This is a genomic window from Acidithiobacillus ferriphilus (genome assembly GCF_018854775.1).
Lineage (GTDB): Bacteria > Pseudomonadota > Gammaproteobacteria > Acidithiobacillales > Acidithiobacillaceae > Acidithiobacillus > Acidithiobacillus ferriphilus.
This window is the reverse complement of the sequence record NZ_JAAZTY010000065.1, coordinates 1-22391: the sequence shown is the minus strand read 5'-3', so window position 1 is coordinate 22391 and position 22391 is coordinate 1. Positions and strand designations below refer to the sequence as shown.

18 protein-coding genes and 1 tRNA gene are annotated in these 22391 nt (G+C 57.6%); 17 read left to right on the top strand and 2 right to left on the bottom strand.

Annotated elements, in window-relative coordinates; all coding sequences use genetic code 11:
- Positions 1-21 precede the first annotated feature (21 nt).
- The 11 genes from HF921_RS05475 (at position 22) to HF921_RS05425 (ending at position 17185) form a co-directional block, all read left to right on the top strand.
- A complete protein-coding gene (locus tag HF921_RS05475) occupies positions 22-2916 on the top strand; it encodes a helicase-related protein (RefSeq protein ID WP_215893459.1) in 2895 nt (964 codons plus the stop codon).
- 2 nt (positions 2917-2918) lie between these two features.
- The gene (locus HF921_RS05470) at positions 2919-4532 is read left to right on the top strand and encodes an RNA-binding domain-containing protein (RefSeq protein WP_215893458.1); all 1614 of its coding nucleotides are present in this window, start codon (positions 2919-2921) and stop codon (positions 4530-4532) included.
- Entirely contained in the window at positions 4529-8773 is a 4245-nt protein-coding gene (locus HF921_RS05465; RefSeq protein WP_215893457.1) for an Eco57I restriction-modification methylase domain-containing protein, read from the top strand. The genes HF921_RS05470 and HF921_RS05465 overlap by 4 nt, the downstream gene beginning before the upstream one ends.
- Entirely contained in the window at positions 8757-10733 is a 1977-nt protein-coding gene (locus tag HF921_RS05460; protein WP_215893456.1) for a hypothetical protein, read from the top strand. The genes HF921_RS05465 and HF921_RS05460 overlap by 17 nt, the downstream gene beginning before the upstream one ends.
- Positions 10734-10812: 79 nt before the next feature.
- Positions 10813-11781 carry a hypothetical protein gene (locus HF921_RS05455; RefSeq protein WP_215893455.1) on the top strand — a complete coding sequence of 323 codons (969 nt, stop codon included), beginning with the start codon at positions 10813-10815 and terminating at the stop codon, positions 11779-11781.
- The gene (locus tag HF921_RS05450) at positions 11778-13517 is read left to right on the top strand and encodes an RNA-directed DNA polymerase (RefSeq protein ID WP_215893454.1); all 1740 of its coding nucleotides are present in this window, start codon (positions 11778-11780) and stop codon (positions 13515-13517) included. The genes HF921_RS05455 and HF921_RS05450 overlap by 4 nt, the downstream gene beginning before the upstream one ends.
- Positions 13518-13811: 294 nt before the next feature.
- Positions 13812-14384 carry an anthranilate synthase component II gene (locus tag HF921_RS05445; RefSeq protein WP_065414171.1) on the top strand — a complete coding sequence of 191 codons (573 nt, stop codon included), beginning with the start codon at positions 13812-13814 and terminating at the stop codon, positions 14382-14384.
- The gene (trpD, locus tag HF921_RS05440; RefSeq protein WP_215893453.1) at positions 14381-15397 is read left to right on the top strand and encodes an anthranilate phosphoribosyltransferase; all 1017 of its coding nucleotides are present in this window, start codon (positions 14381-14383) and stop codon (positions 15395-15397) included. The genes HF921_RS05445 and trpD overlap by 4 nt, the downstream gene beginning before the upstream one ends.
- A gap of 3 nt (positions 15398-15400) precedes the next feature.
- A complete protein-coding gene (trpC, locus tag HF921_RS05435) occupies positions 15401-16189 on the top strand; it encodes an indole-3-glycerol phosphate synthase TrpC (RefSeq protein ID WP_215891982.1) in 789 nt (262 codons plus the stop codon).
- A gap of 74 nt (positions 16190-16263) precedes the next feature.
- Complete coding sequence (locus HF921_RS05430; protein WP_064220435.1) at positions 16264-16689, top strand: OsmC family protein; 426 nt, start codon at positions 16264-16266, stop codon at positions 16687-16689.
- Positions 16690-16699: 10 nt separating this feature from the next.
- Positions 16700-17185: an RrF2 family transcriptional regulator gene (locus tag HF921_RS05425; protein WP_064220436.1), complete on the top strand. Its 486-nt coding sequence runs from the start codon at positions 16700-16702 to the stop codon at positions 17183-17185.
- Positions 17186-17189: 4 nt separating this feature from the next.
- Here HF921_RS05425 and coq7 read toward each other — a convergent pair whose 3' ends face one another.
- Positions 17190-17816, bottom strand: coding sequence for a 2-polyprenyl-3-methyl-6-methoxy-1,4-benzoquinone monooxygenase (coq7, locus tag HF921_RS05420; protein WP_215861922.1), 627 nt, complete (start codon positions 17814-17816; stop codon positions 17190-17192).
- A gap of 99 nt (positions 17817-17915) precedes the next feature.
- On the opposite strand from coq7, the gene HF921_RS05415 reads away from it, so the two are divergent.
- The 5 genes from HF921_RS05415 (at position 17916) to HF921_RS05395 (ending at position 20769) form a co-directional block, all read left to right on the top strand.
- Complete coding sequence (locus HF921_RS05415) at positions 17916-18206, top strand: (2Fe-2S) ferredoxin domain-containing protein (protein ID WP_226834353.1); 291 nt, start codon at positions 17916-17918, stop codon at positions 18204-18206.
- Positions 18206-18934, top strand: a complete 729-nt coding sequence (locus tag HF921_RS05410; protein WP_064220439.1) for an alpha/beta hydrolase — start codon at positions 18206-18208, stop codon at positions 18932-18934. The genes HF921_RS05415 and HF921_RS05410 overlap by 1 nt, the downstream gene beginning before the upstream one ends.
- Positions 18903-19844 (top strand): ATP-binding cassette domain-containing protein, encoded by a 942-nt coding sequence (locus HF921_RS05405; RefSeq protein ID WP_319025474.1) that lies wholly within the window; start codon positions 18903-18905, stop codon positions 19842-19844. The genes HF921_RS05410 and HF921_RS05405 overlap by 32 nt, the downstream gene beginning before the upstream one ends.
- A complete protein-coding gene (locus HF921_RS05400; RefSeq protein WP_064219003.1) occupies positions 19841-20620 on the top strand; it encodes an ABC transporter permease in 780 nt (259 codons plus the stop codon). The genes HF921_RS05405 and HF921_RS05400 overlap by 4 nt, the downstream gene beginning before the upstream one ends.
- Positions 20621-20692: 72 nt before the next feature.
- Positions 20693-20769 (top strand) — tRNA-Met (locus HF921_RS05395).
- Positions 20770-20825: 56 nt separating this feature from the next.
- Here HF921_RS05395 and HF921_RS05390 read toward each other — a convergent pair.
- Positions 20826-21404, bottom strand: coding sequence for a DUF4337 domain-containing protein (locus HF921_RS05390; protein ID WP_064219002.1), 579 nt, complete (start codon positions 21402-21404; stop codon positions 20826-20828).
- A 191-nt stretch (positions 21405-21595) separates the two neighbouring features.
- Here HF921_RS05390 and HF921_RS05385 point away from each other — a divergent pair.
- Positions 21596-22391, top strand: a 796-nt coding sequence (locus HF921_RS05385; protein ID WP_215893452.1) for an NRAMP family divalent metal transporter, incomplete at its 3' end; no start/stop codon positions are given.

Sequence of the window (22391 nt, the reverse complement as noted above, 5' to 3'; positions counted from 1 at the left end):
GGATATCTTCAGGAAAGTGCGATGACGGCTTTTTCGCAATCATCTCTGCAACCCGGCAAGCTCGTCACCTTACGCGGGCGCGACTGGATCGTGCTGCCCTCGGAAGATCGCGATCTCCTGGTCGTCAAGCCGCTCGGCGGGTCGGACGACGAGATCGCCGGCATCTATCTGCCACTCGCCATTGAAAGCGATCGGCCCGCCGATGCGCGCTTTGTAGAGCCCGCCGCCGATGACCTCGGTGATATCAGCTCTGCCCGCCTGCTCTACGACTCTGCGCGACTCGCTTTTCGCAATGGCGCGGGGCCGTTCCGTGCGCTGGCCAAGCTTTCCTTCCGGCCTCGCTCCTACCAGATGGTGCCGCTCATCATGGCTCTGCGTCAGGAGTTCGTACGCCTGCTGATTGCCGATGATGTCGGTGTCGGCAAAACGGTTGAAGCACTGCTGATCGTCAAGGAATTGTTGGAGCGCCGCAAAATCAAGCGCTTCGCCGTCATCTGTCTGCCGCATTTGTGCGAGCAATGGCAGGCAGAGATTCGCGCCAAGGTGGACATAGAAGCCGTCATCATCCGCTCCAATACCCAGGCGCGGCTGGATCGCCAGATTCAGGGGGATACCAGCGTCTACGACTACTACCCGTATCAGGTCATCAGCATCGACTTCATTAAATCAGATACCCGGCGCGACGTGTTTATCGAACAATGCCCGGAACTGGTGATCGTCGATGAAGCGCATACCAACGCTCGTCCGGCGGGGGCCTCAGCGAGTCAGCAGCAGCGCTACCATTTGATCAGCCGCATCGCGGAAAAGCCTGGGCAGCAACTTATCCTCCTCACGGCCACCCCGCACAGCGGAAAGCCAGAGGAATTTCAGTCGCTACTTGGATTGTTACGCAAAGACTTTGCGGGACTGGACATTCCGGAATCAACTCAACAGCAACGGCGCGAACTCGCAAAATACTTTGTGCAACGCAAGCGCGGCGATGTCGAAAAATGGTTGGGCGAAGACACGCCGTTTCCCAAGCGGGATGCCTTTGAGTGGCCCTGTGAGCTTTCGCCCGCTTACCAGCGTTTTTTCGAAGAGATTATCGGCTTTGCCCGCCGCCTGATTGCGCCTGATCCAGCGCGTGGCGAGACCAAGCGCGTGCATTACTGGACTGCACTTGCTCTGTTGCGGGGCGTCATGTCCAGCCCTGCCGCGGGCATCGAGATGCTCAATACCCGGCTGACAGGTCTAACCTCCGTAGCATCTGATGATGCCGAGACTTCAATGACCATGGAGTCAGAGACTGAAGACAACCCTGTTCGCGACGCCGAGTTTGGCTTTGAAGGCGATAACACCCCCACCCAGATTCTCGAACGCAACGCCTGGACCCAGCGTCAGCGTCAGGAACTGCGCGAGTTTGCCAGGCAGCTCGAACAGCTTGGCAACATCAAGCAGGACCACAAATTGGCTTCAGCCGAATTGATCCTCGACGACTGGCTGAATAGCGGCTTCAAACCTGTCGTTTTCTGCCGTTACATCGCCACTGCGAAATACATCGGCGAACAACTTGCGCCCGTGCTCAAGAAAAAATTCCCCAAGCTCGACCTGCAAGTCATCACCAGCGAACTGCCGGACGAGTTGCGCAAGCAGCGGATTGAAGAAATGGGCAGGTCGCCGCTGCGGGTACTGGTGGCCACCGACTGTCTCTCCGAAGGCATCAACCTGCAAGAGCACTTCACCGGCGTGCTGCACTACGATCTGCCATGGAACCCGAATCGGCTGGAACAACGCGAGGGCCGTGTCGACCGCTTCGGCCAGATGGCTCCCACCGTCAAAGCCTGTCTGCTTTACGGTGCCGACAATCCCATCGATGGCGTCGTCCTCGATGTGCTCCTGCGCAAGGTACGCGAGATCAAGCGCGCCACCGGCATCAACGTCCCGTTTCCCGAAGATTCGCAGAGCATCATCGATACTATCACCCAGGCGCTGCTCCTCAACCCCAACCGCCACATCGAGAAGAAGCGCGTCGGCAATAACCAGATCGAATTCGACCTCGGCCAGTTCGACGAAGCGGCGGCCGCCCGCGCCAACGTCACCCGCAAGATCGATGAAGCCGCCGAACGCGAAAAAGCGTCGCGCAGCATCTTTGCCCAGAACGCCATCAAGGCGCAGGAAATCGAGGCCGATCTGCGCGATGTAGACGAGGCCATAGGTGCCCCATGTGCGGTCGAAAATTTCGTCACCTCTGCGCTGAACAACCTGCTTGGTGTCCAAGTTGACAAGGATGCCAAAGGCTACCGTGTCGTCCTGGGTAACCTGCCCCCGCAACTGCGCGAGTTGCTGCCCGATCTTAGCCACAGCACCCAGCGCGATGCAATCAAGGTCAGCTTTCACTCTCCAACACCGGAGGGCTATCACTATTTGGGGCGCAACCATCGTTTCGTCGAACAGCTATGCCAACTCGTTATGGCCAACACCCTAGCCAGGGTAGACAAGCGCGCCGTCCGTGCCGCTGTCGTGCGTTCCCGGCAAGTCAGCATCAAGACTACGCTGCTGCTCTTCCGCTGCCGTAACGTCATCGAGCAAGCCAAGCTCAATCACCAGATTGTCGCAGAGGAAATGTTGCTTTGGGGCTGGCGCGGCACACCACAGCAGAAAGAGTTTCTCGATCACGCCGAAGCCAAAGCGGTACTGACAGAGGCGCGTGCCTCATCCGATCTCTCGCCCCAGGCTCGCGCCAGCTTTCTGGAGAACGAACTCAAGCTTCTCGATAATCTCGACGATGAATTTCGCGTAATTGCCGAGCAGCAGTCCAAGCGTCTCGTCGAAGCCCACGAACGCTTCAGCGCCCTCATGGACAAGCAGCGCTTTCAGGTTGTCTATCCCGTGTTGCCGATGGATCTTCTCGGCATCTACATCCTGTTGCCGGAGTAACCATGGCGCTGCCGATCAATATCAATGACCTTTTGCGCGGCAAGCCCGTCGAGTGGGAACGCCTCGAATTCAAGGCGGGCTGGAACCCGGAAGCTGTCCTGCACACGCTCTGTGCTTTCGCCAACGACATTCACAACCTGGGGGGCGGCTATATCCTGATCGGCATTCAGGAAGAAAATGGTCGCCCCGTGCTGCCTCCCGTCGGTATTGATGTCGCGCAGATTGACGCGATCCAGAAGGAACTTCTTCATCTCGGCTTCAACGCCATCGCCCCCTATTACCACCCCATTGCCGTTCCCGTAGAAATCGAAGGGCGGCATGTTCTGGTACTCTGGGCTTTGGGTGGCCCGACGCGCCCTTACAAGGCGAAAGTCAGCTTGGGCAAAGACAGCAGGGACTACGCCTATTACATCCGCAAAGGCTCCAGCACCATACGTGCCAAGGGGGCGGATGAAACCGAGTTGATGTCGCTGGCGGCCACCATTCCCCACGATGACCGCGTCAACCAGCAGGCCAAGGTGGAAAATCTCTCCCGCGAATTGATGCAGGAATATCTGCAACAGGTGGGCAGCGATCTGGCCGGGCAGGCACCCAATCTTTCATTGGTCGAACTTGGTCGTCAGATGGGCGTTGTGGGCGGGCCAGAAGAAGCGCCGTTCCCCCTCAACGTCGGCCTGATGATGTTCAACCCCGAGCCGTGGCGTTTCTTCCCGGCCATGCAGATTGACGTGGTCTGGTTTCCCAAGGAAGGGCCGGGCGGAAATAAATTCTCGGAAAAAATATTCAAAGGCCCGATCCCGCGCATGACCCGCGACGCGCTCGATTACATCAAGCGCAACCTGATTACCGAAACCGTCATTAAACATCACGGTCGAGCCGAGTCAACCCGCGTCGAAAACTTCCCTTACGATGCCATCGAAGAAGCCGTCGTCAATGCGGTTTACCACCGTGGCTACGACACGCGCGAACCCATTGAGGTACGCATTGAGTACAGCGAGTTGATGGTCATCAGCTATCCGGGGCCGGATCGTTCGGTGCGGCTGGAGCAACTGCGCGCGGGCCGCGCCCAACCACGGCGTTATCGCAATCGCCGCATCGGCGAATTCCTGAAGGAACTGGAATTCACCGAGGGGCGCTCCACCGGCATCCCAAAAATCATGGAAGCCATGGAAAAGAATGGCTCCCCGCCCGCCGAATTCGAGTTCGACGAAGACCACAGCTATTTCATGGTGCGGCTGCCTATCCATCCGGCGGCGCTGGAGGTGGCGGAATCGCAGGCGAGGGTAGAGTCGACCCAGTCGAGGCCAGAGTCGAGGCCAGAGTCGAGGCCAGAGTCGAGGCCAGAGTCAGAGGGTGAATGGCGCTCTCGGCCAGAGTGGCGGGCAGAGTGGGGGCTAGAGTCGATTCATCAAAGAATAATGGTGGCGACCGCTCGCTTCCCATTGGGCCGTTCGGAAATTGCGCAAGCATTGGGTCATAAATCTGTTTCCGGCGCAGCCAAGCAAGCAATCGCCGATCTCATGGAAGCTGGCCTGATCGAGTACACCCTGCCCGAAAAACCCAACAGCCGCCTGCAAAAATATCGCAGGACTCAGAACAGAACGGGCGGGCAATGAATTACCCCAGCATCCGCATCGAAGGCGCCATCCTCTCGCCGGACATCCTCGACCGTCTCGACGATGCCGCCGGACAGCGCCCCGCCGATTTTGGCCTGGAGACCAGCACCAAGGTCAAGGACGAAATCGCCCGCGCCTGGGCCGACGCGCAAGATTACTGGCGCATCTTCCAGCGCAAGCTGGAAACGCTCCGGCCAGATTCCCCCGCGACCACCGAAACCCGCCAGCAATGGATCACGCCGCTGCTCGGCCTGCTCGGCTACCAACTCGAATACCAGGCGAAAGGGGTCGAACTCAACGGCAAGACCTACGCCATCTCCCACCGCGTCACCAATCGCGGCCAAACTCCTATCCACATCATCGGTGCAAGCGAAGTAGCGGAGTTGGATCGGAAGCCAGAGCGCACCCACATCGGCGCGCCGCGCATGTCCGCCCACGCCCTGGTGCAGGAATATCTCAACCTGCACGATGAGCTCTACGGTCTGGTCACTAATGGCCGCGTGTTACGCCTGCTGCGCGATAGCTCCCGCCTCATCAAACTCAGCTACCTGGAATTCGACCTCGACCGCATCTTCAGCGATGGGCTGTTCGCTGACTTCGCCATCCTCTACCGCCTGCTGCACGTCTCACGACTGCCACAGACCATAGAAGCTTCATCTACCTGCTGGCTGGAGCGTTATCATCAGGACAGCATCGAGCAGGGCACGCGCATCCGCGAAGGGCTGCGCGTCGCCGTTACTGAGGCGCTGGAAATCCTCGGCACCGGATTTCTGGCGCATCCCGATAACCAGACATTCCGCCAGCAGATCGCTGACGGACAGGTCAAGGCCGACGCTTATTTCAACCACCTGTTGCGCATTGTCTATCGGCTGCTGTTCCTGATGGTGATCGAGGAGCGTGGGCTGGTCTTTCCCAAAGGCACACCTTCCCGCAACCTCAACCTTTACTACCAGCACTACAGCGTGCAACGCTTGCGTCGCCTGGCGATCACGCGCGGTCTGAAGGTCGAGCGTTTTCACGATGCCTGGCTGGCATTGCTTGCCACGTTCCAAATATTTGAACACCCAGAACAGGCCGCCGCGTTCGGCGCCACCGTACTGGGCGGCCAGCTTTTTCACCCGGAAAGCCTCGGACCTTTGGCCGCTTGCCGCCTGAGCAACGCCGCCCTTTTTAGCGCTTTGGATCGGCTCTGTTATTTCGATGATCCCAAAACCGGCCAGCGCACCCCAGTCAACTTCGGTGCGCTGGCCACCGAGGAATTCGGCTCCGTTTATGAAAGCCTGCTAGAACTTCACCCCATCGCCGAAACCACACCCACACTGCACTTCGGTTTCAAACAGGCTGCCGGTAACGAACGCAAGACCTCCGGCAGTTACTACACCCCGGCCAGTCTGGTGGATTGCCTGCTCGATAGCGCCCTCAATCCGGTGCTCGACGAGCGTATCCGCAACTTCGCCAATCTTGGTTACAAGTCTGCCGATGATGCCGTTCTCGCTCTCAAGGTTTGCGATCCCGCTTGTGGCAGCGGCCACTTTATCATCGCCGCTGCCCAGCGCATTGCGCGGCGGCTTGCTATCCTGCGTGCGGGCGACGAAGAACCCGCACCAGATTTGCTGCGCCATACCCTGCGTGAAGTCATCAGCCACTGTATCCACGGCGTGGACATCAATCCCATGTCGGTCGAACTGTGCAAGCTCGGACTCTGGCTGGAAGCAGTGGAACCGGGCAAACCGCTCACCTTTCTCGACCACCACATCAAATGCGGCAACAGCCTTTTGGGCGCTACGCCCAAAGCGATCAAAGACGGTATCCCAGATGATGCCTACAAGCCCATCGCCGGAGATACGAAAGAGGCTGCCGCCTGGATGAAGAAGCTCAACCAGGCCGCCCGCGCCGGGCAAGGCGGCTTCGACTTCAGCCATGCCGAACCCTGGGATCGCCTCGGCAATCTCCCCGCCGCCATCGTTCAACTGGAAAACTTGGACGACGATACTTTGGATGCGCTGGAGAAAAAGGAAAAGCTATACCGCGACATCGTCCAGGGTAGTGGTTACGACAACGCGAAGTTGCTGCATGATGCTTGGTGCGCCGCCTTCGTCTGGCCCAAGCACAGCACCGACTCTGGTACAGAGTTCACCACCGAACATCTACGCAACATCGAGCGCAACCCGTACAGCGTAGCCCCTCGGCTGAAAGAACAGGTGCGCGCTCTGGCCACTCAATACCGTTTTTTCCATTGGCATCTGGAGTTTCCCGCCGTGTTCGGCGCGGAGGGAGAAGGTGGATTTGATTGCATACTTGGCAATCCCCCTTGGGAAATGATGACTGCCGGTCATGGAGAAGCAGCTGAAGAAGAATTTGCCCGTCTTCAACATTGCTTCAAGTCAAACCAATATGCAGTTCTTAATGGTCGCCGTGACCTATACAAACTGTTTCTTGTTGTAGCGCCGGGGTTGTTGGTTGAGAACGGTTTTGGCTCGTTTCTTACGCCTTTGGGTGTTTTTGTTGAGGATGACTCTAGCGCTTTTAGGCATCAATTATTTGAACATTACAACGTGACCGAATTGAAGCACTTTCAGAATGGGGGTAAGTCATTCTTTCCTCATGTGCATGCCAGCTACAGATTTTGCGGCATCACGTTTGCTCGGGAGAAAGCCAAACCCCACAGGTTTACAACCGTCGTTCATGCACCTGATGAATTGCGCAATCAAGCGGCTGTTATTGTTCCGCATGATTCTCTTCGTGCTGTTTTGGGTGAGGATTTCGCCGCGACAATTTACGACGATTCCCAGTATGCAAAAGTACACCAAGCTATTGGGGAGAAATTACGCGCTCATCAGCCCCTTAAATTCAGAATTGTTGCTGAGTTCCACACTTCGTCCGACAAGGCATTAATCTCCGAACAGCCAAGGAACGAAAACGACTGGGTAGTACTGAAAAATAGAAATATTCATCAATTCAACGTTAATTTTTCTCAACCGGAGGCGTGGGTTTTAGAAAAAGACGTTGCAGAGAGGCTCCAGCGTAAAGGGCTAGGGCCATCGCTTTGGATAAGTAAATACCCTCGTTTGGTTTTTCGAGATATAGCCCGGAACGATGATGAAAGAACGCTAATTGCATGTCTTGCACCACCTGGATTTGTTTCAACCTATGACACTCCCATGGTTGTACCAACTATGGAGGAAAATGCCCTTTCTATTCCTCTTGCTTTCCATGCAGCGGCATTTAATGCTTTTCTGTTCGATTTTTATCTTCGTCCATTCGTGGATAAGCATATCAAGGGTTACACCCTCAGTAGAGTCCCTTGGCCAAGTATTGATTCGAGCAAAAACCTCGTAACACCTACGTCTTGGATTGTTCAGCGAGTGCTAGAACTTAGCTACACCGCTTTGGATATGGAGTCTTTCGCTAGCGACTGCGGCTTCGACGGCCCGCCCTTCCGCTGGGACGAAGCTCGCCGCTTCCAGCTCCGCTGCGAACTCGACGCCGTCTTCTTCCATCTCTATGGCATCGCTCGCGATGATGTGGACTACATCATGGACACTTTTCCCATCGTCAAGCGCAAGGATGAAGCGCAGTACGGCAGTTACCGCACCAAGGACACTATCCTCACACTCTACGATGCTCTCGCCGAAGCACAACGTACTGGACAGCCCTTCGTCAGCTCTTTAGTGCCACCGCCTGCCGATCCGAGTTGCTGCTATCTACCTCATGCAGTTGTTCTCAAATCGTTGAGTCTGTCTGATCTGGCGAGCCTGCCCGATGCCGAATGGGAGAGGCCGGAAACGGATCAGGCCAACGAGGAAACCGTGGTGCTGGCGGCGATTCTCAAAGCCATTGGCGGCCCCATGCCCATACGCGATATCCGGCTGGCCGCCTTGCTCGCCATGCGGCCCAGACTGCTGACGCCATCGCTGTCTGCCGATGAGGCCGCGCAATGGCGGCGCTTGATTGGTGCCGAAGCTGAGCCGCTGGCTGCGGGTGTTACACCGCTGCAGATTCCAGCAGATCATGCCTGGGGCAATGCCGTTCGCGGCCTTCTTGGACGGGGACGATTGGTCGAGGATTTCGCTGCGCAAACCTGGGCAAGGGGGCAGGGACTGGATTCCATTATTACGGATGGCTGGCCTGAAGGGCGGGTCGGTATGGTGTTGCGCGTTTTGAGCGAGCGAGGCACGGATAAGGTCGCCGAGTCCGTGCCGGAAGCATTGCGGGAGTGGGTAAATGTCCGGGCAGCTTGATCTGTTGCCGCGCTCCGGGGTGGAAATCAAACCCGAGCCGGGCCGCACAGAGCCGCGATTCTGGGTTCGCCGTCTGGTGATATGGGAAAAGCCGGGGACGTTGCTTCGTGAAATTGTGCTGCGTCCAGGACTCAACATCATCTGGTCGCCCGACCCAGCCGACCTGGGCATGACACCAGAATCCGAAAGCGATTTGGGGCATGGCAGCGGCAAAACCCTGTTCTGTCGCTTGCTGCGTTATGTGCTGGGCGAAGATAGTTTCTCCCCTGACGATCAGCGCTTTCGCATCGGACTAGCGTTTCCTGAGGGCATGGTTGGCGCAGAGGTGATGATCGATGGCACTCAATGGGCGGTGTTGCGGCCTATCGGTAGCCATCGCCTGCACTATGCAGTGCCCGACACAGGACTGGAGCAGGTGCTCGCGGGTAATTATTCCGCCACTGGAATCGAGCCTTTTCTGAAAACGGTAGAGAGCCAAATTCTCTCTGCCGATGTGGTGGCGCTGATCCCCGTTGAACATCCGTTGCAAGCTTGGCAGGTCGCGCTGGCCTGGCTATCGCGGGATCAAGAATGCCGTTTCGACAAGGTGCTGGATTGGCGCTCTTCAGACTCTGATTCCGGTTCCCCCGCGCGCGGGTTATCGACGACCAAACTCCTGGATGCGCTACGAGCATTGATTGGCGCTATCGTCCCAGAGGAATACAAGCTGCGTGCCGAAATCGGCGCGTTGGAGAGTAGCCAGAAGGAAACCGAGCAAGAAGCGGTTCGACATGCAAGTGATGCGGATCGGGTTCGTGCGCGGCTGATTGCCGAACTCGGCCTGAATCCGAACGAACTACTACCTGGCCGCTTGGCGGTGGAGCCGCTACGACAAGCTGCCAAGGCAAGGCTGGCACGATTGGCGACCGTTTCACCGGACGTGGATGTCTCAGATCTGGATGCTCTTCGCTCTCAAGCCGACGAAGCGAGGGAGCAGGCAGAATGCCTGAAACGAACATTGGCAGAAGTTGAGGCACGCATCCCGGAAATCGAAGGATTGATGCGGCGCATCAGGGGGGAGCGACCTGGTATTTCGGCAGAGATAGATCAACACGAAACCCCGCTCTGCCCGGTCTGCGACGTGCCGATCAGCCGGGCGCTTGCCGAGGGCTGCAAGCTATCGCACAAGCTGCCGGACTTGGATGCGACAAAGAAACGCCTGGAACAGCTCACTCGCGATCTGGAGGAGGAAGGCTCCCGCCTCCAAGCTAATCAAGCACAGAAAGTTCAGATCACGCGGGAGCTGAAACCTGCACAATCCTACGCAGAAGGATTGCGCCAGCGAGTGCGTGAAGTAGAACGCAGTCGTGACGCGCGCTCCGATGCTTGGGGCAAGACCAAACAATTGATAACCGATGCAGGCAGCTTGGAAGAATATCTGCTAGCCCAGGAGAAAAAGCACGCCAGCGCCGAGGTGCTGGTTGGTGAAATCGAAAAGAAACGCGCACTGACCACCGCCTTTCGCGATGCGCAGGCCGACGTATTCAGCCGCTTATCCCGCTCCTTCGACGCCATCATTCGCGAGATGGTCGGCCCCAATGCAGGAGGCAAGGTCACTCTCGACGGCAACGGGCTAAAACTATCGGTCGAATTGGGGGGCGAACGCTCCACGGCCGCCATTGACTCGCTGAAAGTCATTGCCTTCGACCTGGCTGTGATGTGCATGAGCATCGAGGGCGGCATCCGCCTGCCTGCCTTCCTGATCCATGACAGCCCGCGAGAGGCTGACCTTGGACTCAGCGTCTACCATCGGCTGTTCCATTTAGTGCGCAATCTCGAACAGGGGGATGGTCAGCCACTATTCCAATATATTGTGACCACCACTACACGTCCGCCGGATGAGTTGTCGGATATGCCGTGGTTACGGGATAGGTTGGGAGGAGCGCCTACGGAAGCGCGCCTTCTGGGGCGGGATCTATGAAAACTAGCCACCCTATGTTCTCGCCAATGATCCTGGTCGACAAAGTTATGCACGGCGAAGCGCATGGAGATTTTTTTGCATGACGGCGGCGAATCGACTATTGGAGCCAGAACGGTTGCCGAAAACGCTGTGGGATAGCGAGAAGAAGATTCTGAGGTTGCCAGACGCACTGGCACAGGCCTATGAAACGCTAATTGATCGCTATAGCCTACGTGAACTGGCCCAGTCCCGGACGGTTGGGGATTCGCCGGTCGGAGGCTTGGACAAAGCAGCAACTGACAAGCATTTTGCCCAACAATTTGATAATTCGGCAGCCCGTGCGCAGTTGGCAGTAACCAACTCCACGAAGGAAGTCGCCCGGATATCGAACGCGATTCTCCAGACATTAAGCGGGAACATGGTATGCATCACCGATGCGCCTTGTGGAGCGGGTGCTGCCGCCTTTTCGCTGCTGAGTACGATCGCTGAGCTACGCGCCCATGACGTATTGCCCAGGATGCCCCTGCATATTCGTCTCATCGGCGCGGAGATTTCAGACTTCGCGCGCCAATATGCGAAAGAAATGCTCGCAGAACTGACCCCTTTTCTCGAATCCCAAGCCATTTTCGTACAGGCAGAACTCCTTCCATGGGACGTAACAGACAATCTTAGTAATACCGATCTGATTCAGAACATGGTTCGCGCAAAAACCAGTATTAGCAAGAATCTACTGGTGGTCGCCAATTTCAGTGGTTTTCTAACAACGTCAGGCAAGCAAAAAGATGCTCAACCCCAGTTGGCCGAGCTATTCCGTCATACCTCTGGTGATGAAAGCGTGGCGATCTGGATTGAACCGCAAATGAATTCGGCGGTTTCGGGCAGTGGATTGTTTTCAACAGTTGGGCGCTGGGTAAAGGAATGGCATCGATTTGTTCGCGTCAATACGGATGGCGCGGTCAACGATAGCTTCCTTACCTCTGAGGTTCAGTTCTGGTCGGCTTTGACACCAGACCGGCTTCGGCCTGTCCGATTGGCGGTCATGCGTCTTGATTTGGTTCGAACCCCATGAAGCGTGAGCGTCCAGGAATCCTTGCTGTGCGGGCGGTAAATCAATACCGCCGCCGCGATGTACTGGCTTATCTAGCACTTCGGTACTATTTACATAATGAAGCCGCACGTACCGACCTGTGGGCACAGCAGGTCGCGACCGATCTGGTACTGACGCGCACTGATCTTCCTTACCTGCACGTCCACCATTTCAAGGAGTTGTCTGGCGGAGCAACGATTGATCATCGCGCCATATTTCTTCCGAGTGCCAATGAAGCCTTGGTAGAGGCCGCACTTCTGGACGAGTGTTCGAGGCACCAGGGGTTTTCGAATCCCGCTTGCGTTTTCAGTTATTCACTGAGTGCCGGCAAGGATAGATCCGGCATTTTTTCCCACTACAGCGCAGGACTGCACGATAGGCACAACGCCATAGCCCAAGCATGTGATGACCTCCCTGATGGGGTAGTTCGTTACATGGATATCAAGAAGTTCTATCCTTCGATTCGCCCAGAACTTGCGTTGTCAGCGTGGAAAACACGGGCTCAAGCAACAGGCCTGGAAAATCGCTGGCGCATGTTGGGTGAAAAACTGATCGATAATCACAGCAAATTAGCGACTGATTCGAATCCAAGCATCCTGACCGGACCGATGTTCAGCCATTTGATCGGAAATCTCGTATTGCGCCAACTAGACGAGTTGGCTGGAAGTCTCCCGGCCCGGTACTTCAGGTATGTTGACGACATCACTTTGGTCGGCTCAAAGAAGGCTGTCGCGGACTCACTAAATATCATTCGTGCTCGCCTGGGCGATCTTGGCTTAAACATGCACGAAAATGGGTCACCCAAGAGCCTTGAGTTGCCTGTAGAAGAATGGATCAGTGGACGCAACGATTTTCGGCAAAGCCGCCGTGAAATTTCGTGGATGACACTTATAGGCGACCTGAAGAGATTTCTACTGGCCAATCCAAAGAGTCATCAGCAGTTACAACAAGTATTTCGAGGCGAGGGATTCAGGATTCCGGTTCTGGATTATTCTTCTGCCATCTATGAACGCAGCTATCTTGAGAACATAAAACGCTGGACCTCCACACGCTGGTTCCGTCAAAAGTTACATAGGGTATCCATCGATACCCTGCTCCATCAAGCTCGATGGCTACGCGGTTCGTATGAGCTCGAGTTCAAAGAGCTTCTCAATGGATTTGACGAGGCCTCGGCATACGAGCGAAAGCGGAGGATTCCCAAGCTTCGCTATCGTGCGGGACGCCTTAGCTATTTGGCCACCGATGAAGCATTGGCATCTATCGCCGTAATGGCAGAAACAGTACCGGACCTTCATTTGCAGTCCTTGTCCATGCAAGCTATGGCATCGGGAAATATTGATCGACTCTTGGGACTTGGAACCAATGCAGCACAAGCTACCGCACAGCCCATGAGGGCAGGTGGAAAGACGGCGATCCTGAGTTTGACCACTCTAACCGAGGCCGCACAGCAGGCACTGGCTGTTTTTAGGCTTAATGGCGTCGAGGTAAAGGCCCAGAAGAAAAACAAGGCTGCCGAATCGGATCTGTTGGAATTTGCAGAATCTGGTTCAAACGCAAAGCTAATGACCTCAGGCAATGCGTTCATTCGTGAAGTTACCTGCCTGCATGGAATCGGTAACGGTCCGCGCCATCCGGAAATGTTGGAAAGCGTCTTTGATGAGGATGAAGACTTGGCAGTTGACGCGGTAGATCAACTGCAACAGTCGTTATCATTATGACCCTTCAGTCCGTCACTCTCGTCCGGCTTCGCATCGCCCTAGCCAACCCCACCGTCAACTTCCGCGATGGTCAGTGTGAAGCCATCGACCAACTGGTGAACCAGCGCGGGCGGGTGCTCGGACGAACACCCTTCGCATCGGGTGCTGGTGGCTGTCTAAATCGCACTTTTTACGGAGAACGCGTAATCTACAGCCCAATTAAAGCACCACCTTGCAAAAAGCGGGCATGGAAGAGGGCATGATTCGCGAGTGTTTTATAGTAGAATACATACAAATCAATAGGATAATTTTATTATGCTACTCATGATTGATAACTACGACAGCTTCACCTACAACCTGGTGCAATACTTCGGCGAACTGGGGGCGGAAGTGCGGGTCGAGCGCAATGATGCCATCGACGTGGCAGCTATCGAAAAACTGGCTCCCAGCCGCATCTGCATCTCCCCCGGACCCTGCACGCCCAACGAAGCGGGCATCTCGCTGGACGTCATCCATCATTTCGCCGGGAAAATCCCTTTGCTGGGGGTCTGTCTCGGGCATCAGGCCATCGGCCAGGCCTTCGGCGGCAAGGTCGTCCGCGCGGCGCAGGTGATGCACGGCAAAACCTCGCCCATTTTTCACCAGGGCCAGGGGATATTCCGGGATTTGCCGGACCCCTTCGCCGCCACCCGTTATCACTCCCTGATCGTCGAGCGCGACTCACTGCCCGCGGCGCTGGAGGTGACGGCCTGGACCGCGGAAGGAGAAATCATGGGCTTGCGCCACCGCAGCCTGGATGTGGAGGGTGTACAGTTTCACCCCGAATCCATTCTCAGCGAGCACGGCAAGACCTTGCTGCAACACTTTCTGCAAGGAGGCGCGCGATGATCGTCCGGGACATACTGGAGCAAATCGTGGCGGGGCAGGACTTGTCGCGCACAGAGGCGGAAACGGTCTTCGCCGGCATCATGGCCGGGGACTGGACGCCCGCACAAATCGGCGCCCTGCTCATGGGCCTGCGCATGAAAGGGCAGCGAGTCGAGGAACTGGTCGGTGCCACCCAGGCCCTGCGCGCCTGCATGACGCGCGTACAGGTCTCCACCGATCACTTGCTGGACACCTGTGGCACCGGCGGCGATGCCCTGAGCACCTTCAACATATCGACGGTGTCTGCCGTGGTGGCGGCGGCCGGCGGGGCACGGGTGGCCAAGCACGGCAACCGTTCCATGCTCAGCCGCAGCGGCAGCGCCGATGTGCTGGAAGCGGCCGGTCTGCCCATGGACATGAGCCCCGAAGATGTCGCCAAAAGCATTGAGCGCATCGGCATCGGCTTCCTTTTCGCGCCGGCGCACCATGGCGCCATGCGCCACGCCGTCGGCCCGCGCAAGGAACTCGCCATCCGCACCCTGTTCAACCTCATGGGACCACTGAGCAATCCGGCGGGGGCACCGCATCAGGTGCTCGGCGTTTATGCCGAGCGCTGGCTGATCCCTCTGGCGGAAGCCTCGCGTGAGCTGGGATCGCGCCATGTGCTGGTCGTCCATGGTCACGATGGCCTGGATGAAATCAGCCTTTCGGAACCCACGGATATCGCCGAGTTAAAAGACGGCGTGATCAGCCGCAAACGGATTCAGCCGGAGGATTTTGGCATATCGCGGGCACCGTTGGCTGCTTTACAGATCGACAGCGTGGCGGCGGCGCTGGCGGCGGCCGAGGAGGTGCTACGGAATCAGCCGGGACCCCGTCGCGACGTGGTTCTGCTGAACGCTGGAGCTGCCCTGTATGCAGCAGACGTAGTTCCCGACATGGCCGTTGGTGTGGTTTTGGCACGGGACGTGCTGGAATCCGGCGCCGCCTGGGACAAGTGGCAGGCCTTACTGGGTAAAACTCCACAGGGATAGACGATGGCCGACATACTCAAAGAAATTATTGCCCGCAAACGCGAAGAGTTGGCTGGGCGCCAAGCCCGCCTGGGCCTCACGGAGCTGCAATCGGCAGTGGCCATGACGGCTCCGCCCCGTGACTTCATCGGCGCCATTCAGGCCAAAATAACCCAAGGACAAGCCGCCGTGATCGCCGAAATCAAGAAGGCGTCGCCGTCGGCGGGAGTTATTCGCGAGGACTTCAACCCGGTGACCATTGCCCGGGATTACGCGACCCATGGGGCGGCCTGCCTGTCGGTCCTGACCGATGCGCACTATTTCCAGGGTGCCGACCTCTATCTGACTGCCGCCCGCGAGGCCTGCACACTGCCGGTATTGCGCAAGGATTTCTGTATTGATCCCTATCAGGTCTGGGAGGCACGCGCCATCGGGGCCGATGCCATCCTGCTCATCGTCGCGGCCCTGAGCGATGCCGAGCTACAGGGACTGGAAGCCACCGCGCAGAGCCTCGATCTGGCGGTACTGGTGGAGGTGCATGATGTGGCCGAGTTACAGCGGGCATTGAAGTTGCGCACGCCCCTGATCGGCATCAATAATCGGGACCTGCGGCGCTTTGTCACCACGATTGAAACCACGCTGCAACTGCTGTCGGAGATCCCCGAAGGACGGATAGTGGTCACCGAAAGCGGCATTCACTGCCGTGAAGATGTGGCGGCGTTGCGCGCAGCGGGGGTGGGTGCTTTTCTCGTCGGCGAAGCGTTTATGCGCGCCGCACAGCCGGGAGAGGCGCTGGAACGTCTGTTTTTTTGATTAAACGCGGTTTACACGGCTAGTTGATTGTCATTAAATGGGAATCTGTGATTTCCGGGAATAGGGAGTGGTTCGTGAAAGCACGCGTACAGTGGATGGGTCCTGAGCAGATGAGCTTTGTCGCTGAAGCCGATAGTGGTCACGCCCTGGTCATGGACGGCTCCGTTGAGATTGGCGGGCGCAATCTCGGGCCGCGCCCCATGGAACTCCTGTTGATGGGTCTGGGCGGCTGCTCCAGTATTGATGTGGTCATGATTCTCCAGAAATCCCGGCAAGATATCCGCGACTGTGTCGTGGAAATAAGTGCCCGGCGCGCGGATCAAGACCCTAAAGTATTCACCGAGATCCATCTGCATTTTGTGATATCCGGCAAGGCGCTCGACCCCAAGCGGGTAGCCCACGCCATCGGCCTGTCTGCGGAAAAATATTGCTCGGCCAGCATCATGCTGGGCAAAACCGCGGTGATCACCCATGACTATGAAGTTCGAGAAGAAGGCTGAGGATGCCGTTATGCTACTAAGTAAAACCAGCGAATATGCCTTGCAGGCACTGATTTATCTGGCCGCCCAACCGCCCGGAGAATCGGTACTGAGCCGGGACATCTCCGATTATCTGCACGTTCCCGCCCAATATCTGGCGAAAATTCTGCAAGATCTCGCCAAACGCGGGGTGCTGGACTCCTTCAAGGGGCGCGGCGGCGGTTTTGTTATGCGTTCCGGCGCAGAGCAACTGAATATCCTGGAAGTGGTGGAAATTGTCGAAGGACAGCCTTTTGGTCAAGGCTGCGTGCTCGGCCTCAAGGCTTGCGCCGATGAAACGGCCTGCCCCGTGCACACGCAATGGAAACCACTCAAGGCCGAGGTGGTCGGTCTGCTCAGCAAGCAAACCATTGGCAGCATGGCCGAGGCCGTACGTGCCGGACACTACCGCATTTACCTGCCGGGTACGGAGTTGAACATGCGCCCAGTCCGGACACCCAGCAAAGACCTCTCCTAAACCGTCAAATCCAGAGCGCCCCCCGCGTCAGGACCTTGGAAAAAACCCCCATAGCCATACGTACCGGCATGGGGAGTTTTCCGGCGCCCAGCGCCTCCGCTTTTTCGGCGTGCCCGACTTCGTCGTCCCGCATCTGCGCCACAATGGCGCGGCTGCGCTCATCATCGGCGGGGAGTTCATCCAAATGGCTGTTGAGATGCTCTTCCACCTGATTTTCCACCGCGACGACCAAGCCGAGATTGCTGGCGCGCCCGCGACGGGCAGCCAGAAAGCCCATGCTCCAGCCCGCGCTGTACCAGAGCGGGGCGAGCAGGCTTGGACGACTGTTGAGTTCCCGCAGACGCGCTTCACACCAGCGCAGGTGATCTTCCTCCTCCATACGGGCCTGCTGTAACTGCTCACGCAGGGCAGGGTCATTCGTACCCGTCGCCTGACCCGTATAAAGTGCCTGTGCCATGATCTCACCCGCATGGTTGACCCGCATCATGCGTCCGGCCCGCTGTCGCTCCCAGGGACGCAGGAGTGCGTCGGGAACGTCCCTGGCCGGATACGGCCGATCACTGCCGATCTGCTGTCCGGTCAGGGTACGCAAGGCATTATCGATATTGGCGATGACTTGATCGCTGAACATGGCATCTCCACACGCTGTCCGTAAAGGCTAATTTTGCTATAATGTCCTTGAATGAAGAGGGGGTCAACGCTTATGGAAGGTGCTTTTTATCAACGGCATATGTTTCTTTGCCTAAATCAGCGCGACAATGGCGAGCAGGCCTGCAATAACAGTGGCCTCGCCGAAGAGATGTTTCACATGGCCAAGAAGCACGCCAAAGCCCTCGGTATCCATGGCGGAAACCAGGTTCGCGTGAACCGTTGCGGCTGTCTGGGGCGGTGTAGCGAGGGGCCGGTTGCCGTCGTTTACCCCGATGCCGTCTGGTACACTTATGTAGACGCCGACGATGTGCGCGAAATCGTCGACTCCCATCTGCGCGACGGCGTACCTGTCGAAAGGCTGCGAATCTGATGCTGCCCATTGATCGCAGGCACCTCTACGATGGCGGCGAACTCGCAGGCCTGGAATGTGTAGACCAACACGTCGTCATTCCGGGCCCGGCGGGTGTGCTGGAGGGTATCACTGCGTGCCCTGATAAAGAGACGCGCGGCGTGGTGGCGATCATCCTTCATCCGCATCCGCTTTATGGCGGCACCTTGAACAACAAGGTTGTGCATTGTCTGAGTAAAACCTGCAATCAACTGGGCATCCCCTCGCTGCGTTTCAATTTTCGCGGAGTGGGAGAGAGTACCGGCGTCTATGATGATGGTCGCGGCGAAACCGAAGATTGTCTGGCGGTGCTCGACTGGGTGCAAGAGCGCCGCCCCGGCTTCGATATCTGGCTGGCCGGATTCTCCTTCGGAGCCTATGTGGCCTATCGCAGCGTGCACAGTCATCCCCGTATCAGCCATCTTCTGACCGTTGCCCCGCCCGTTAATCTCTTTGATTTCGGTTCATTACCGACACCGACCTGTTCGTGGACCCTGATTCAAGGCGAACAGGACGAACTGGTCCCCGCCGCCAGAGTAGCAAACTGGGTCGATACCCTGCCCGTTCAGCCCCGGAAGATTTTGCTTCCCGCAGACCACTTCTTTCATGGTCAGTTCAACGCCATGCAAGCGGCGCTGTTACAATCCCTCAATAACGAAGTAACCGAGATAGGAGTCGGTGACCCCTGTCGTGAATCCGGCCTTTCTTGAACTACGGGCGCTGCATAAGCGTTATGGCGGACGCGAGGTGCTGCGCGGGGTAGACTTCGCCGTTGCCGCCGGAGAGTGTTTTGCCTTGGTCGGTCCCAATGGGGCGGGCAAGAGCACCACGGTGCGGGCGATCCAGGGACTGACACCCACCGATGGCGGAGAAATTCGCCTCGGTGGTCGGGTGCTCGCAGAAATGGGGCGTGCGGCGCGGGCAGACATGGGGGTGGTGCCGCAAACGGATAACCTGGATCCCGATTTTACCGTGCAGGAAAACCTCTGGACCTACGGTCGCTACTTCGGCCTGCCGAAAGCGCTGATCCGCCAGCGCAGCACCGAATTGCTGGAGTTTATGGCCCTCAGCGGCTATGCCGCGCAACCGATCCACTCGCTGTCCGGCGGAATGCAACGCCGCCTGACCATCGCCCGCGCCCTGATTAACGCCCCCAAATTGCTGCTGCTGGACGAACCCACCACCGGCCTCGACCCCCAGGCCCGTCATCTCATCTGGCAGCGTCTGCGCGAGCTACGGCGGCAGGGCACCACCCTGCTGCTGACCACACACTATATGGACGAAGCGGAGCGTCTGGCAGACCGGGTCGGAATCATCGACCATGGCCGGATTCTGGCGGAAGACAGTCCGCGCGGCCTGATCACCACCAATATCCCGGCGGGCGTCGTCGAGTTGCGCCGGGTGGACGGTGCGCTGCCGGACCCGCAGGATCTGCATCGCCAGTGGGTGAGCCTCAGTGAGCGCGTAGGCGATACCCTGATCTGCTATGGGACGGATCTGAGCCCGCTACTGGCGCACTTCGTGGAGGATCCGGCCTATCGCTGGTTGCAGCGTCCCGCCAGCCTGGAGGATGTATTTCTGCACCTGACGGGACGCGATTTGCGAGAGGAAACCGAATGATGCCGATACGCGACGCCTTGCCGGGAGCCGGGGCACTGGCCGTCTTGCAGCGCAACTTCGGTGTCTGGCGCAAACTGCTGGCGCCAAGCCTGCTCGGCAACTTTGGCGACCCGCTGCTTTACCTGCTGGCGCTGGGGTATGGTCTGGGGCACTTCGTCGGGCGTATGGACGGGATGCCCTACATTACCTTTATCGCCTCCGGCATTGTCGCCAGCAGCGTGATGAATACGGCCAGCTTCGAAGGGCTTTACTCCGCTTTTACCCGGATGAACGCTCAACGCACTTACGCGGCCATGCTGGCCACGCCCTTGCGGGTCAGCGACATTCTCGCTGGCGAAGTGCTTTGGTGCGCCGTGAAAGGCTTGATCAGTGCCGTGGCCATCGTCATCGTCGCCAGCTTTTTTGGCGCCATACAAGGCCCCTGGGTGTTACTGGCGTTGCCGGTCATTCTGCTGGCGGGACTGAGCTTTGGCGGGCTGGCGCTGGTCATGACGGCACTGGCGCGCAGTTATGATTTCTTCATGTATTATTTCACCCTGGCGGTGACGCCCATGTTTCTCTTTTGTGGCGTTTTCTATCCCCTCCATTCGCTGCCGCCCCTTGCCCAGCAACTCGCACAGGTGCTGCCCCTGACCCATGCGGTGGCCCTGCTGCGACCACTGCTGACCGGGCATCTGCCCCACGAAGCGCTGTACCATGCTGGCGTTTTGCTGTTGTACACCCTGGTGGCCTATGGATTTGCATGGCGCCTGCTCAGCCGTCGGCTGCTGCGCTGACGATGAATGGGCGACAAGTCGCACCGCTACCCTTGACAGCGACGCAGGTTAACGCTTTAATTTGCGCCTCACGGCGCTTTAGCTCAGCTGGTTAGAGCAGCGGAATCATAATCCGCGTGTCCGGGGTTCGAGTCCCTGAAGCGCCACCAAATAAAACGATCCAACTCTTGAAGCACAACCGGCTGCTGTTTTAAGAGCAACCATGTCATGCCAGGCTCAAGGCCATAACCCAAAGCCCGACGCCGCTCAGAGCACTGAGAATAGCCATTCCAAAAAGCCAAATCCTTCCGGTCAGCGCCGTGATGGAAGCCAGTGAAATGGCGATTTGTAAAAAAATCATCGCAATGGCCATGTCGTTATGCGGCCTGTTCAATCGTTCCGAGCGACCGTTGGCCGCGCTGGAAAGTTGCTCCAGATGTTGGGCTTCGGCCTGAACACTCTTTTTTTGGGCCTTATACTTGAGGATTTTCTTCTGGTAAGGCGCTGCCTGTTTCGCCGGTGTCAGATCCACAGCCAGCTGCATCAGATGTTCTTTGGTGCTAATGGCCTGGTAGTAATTCCACTGGTCCGTTGCCTTAGCTTTCTCCAACACGGCTTCATTCTTGGCCAGCAGCACCTCGTTCATCAGATGCGTCCCCTGATAACCGACAACGGCGCCAAGCGTAGCAAGCAGCGCTGTAAAAATAGCCACCCACTGACCCAGAGTGGGCTTGTGGGTGGCTGGTTCTGCGGCCTCATGAATAGCCTCTTCGTGCGGGGCGTGCGTGTGCAAAGATTCGCTCATGGATTTCGTCCTTTTTAAGGGTGATATTTCGCTTGACCTGACCGACCATGCCGACATACAAAAGTGCCGCTTATTTTGTACCAACGGCAACCGCCTGGACAGTCACGTCGTGGCATTAGGGACGACTCAGGGCACCGGATGCGGGGCGGCCTGGTTGTGACTGTTTTTACATGTTATTCAGGAGGGAGCTGATGTCGACCACACCCGAACTGCACGCCAGACCCAGCGAAGCGGATGTGTTGCAGCGATTACCCGAGGAGGTGCGGGAGCGCATCCAGGATCGCTGGCGGATTTATCAGCTCCGCCATCATCCCTCCTGGTGGCGGCGACTACTGCTGTTTCTGAGTCTGATCGGGCCAGGTATCCTGGTGATGATCGCAGACAACGATGCCGGCGGCGTCATCACCTATGCCCAGACGGGGGCGATGTACGGCATCGGTTTTTTTATCCCCTTCCTATTGCTCATGATCCCGGTGGCCTATGTGGTGCAGGAGATGACCGTGCGTCTTGGCGCGGTGACGCATCGCGGTCACGCCGAGATGATCTGGGGGCGTTATGGCGCTTTTTGGGGAGTGTTTTCTCTGCTGGATCTGACGGTGGCGAACATTCTGACGCTGGTAACGGAGTTTATCGGTATCCGTGTGGGCATGAGCGTGTTCTCCGTGCCGCCGGCCCTTTCGGTCATGCTGGCCTGGATATTTGTCGCCGCGACCATGATTTTTTTGCATTACCATACCTGGGAGCGGCTGGCGTTGTGGATCGCCGCAGGCAATATCGTTTTTGTGCCCCTGGCCATCGCCGCGCACCCCGACTGGGGCCAGGTTATCGCGGCGGTGGGCAACTGGCACATTCCGGTGGGGACGGCGGTCGGCGCCTTTACCTATGTCATACTCGCCAATCTCGGAACGACGATCGCTCCGTGGATGCTTTTTTTTCAACAATCCTCGGTTGTTGATAAGGGGCTGACGGTCAATGACATCCCCAGCG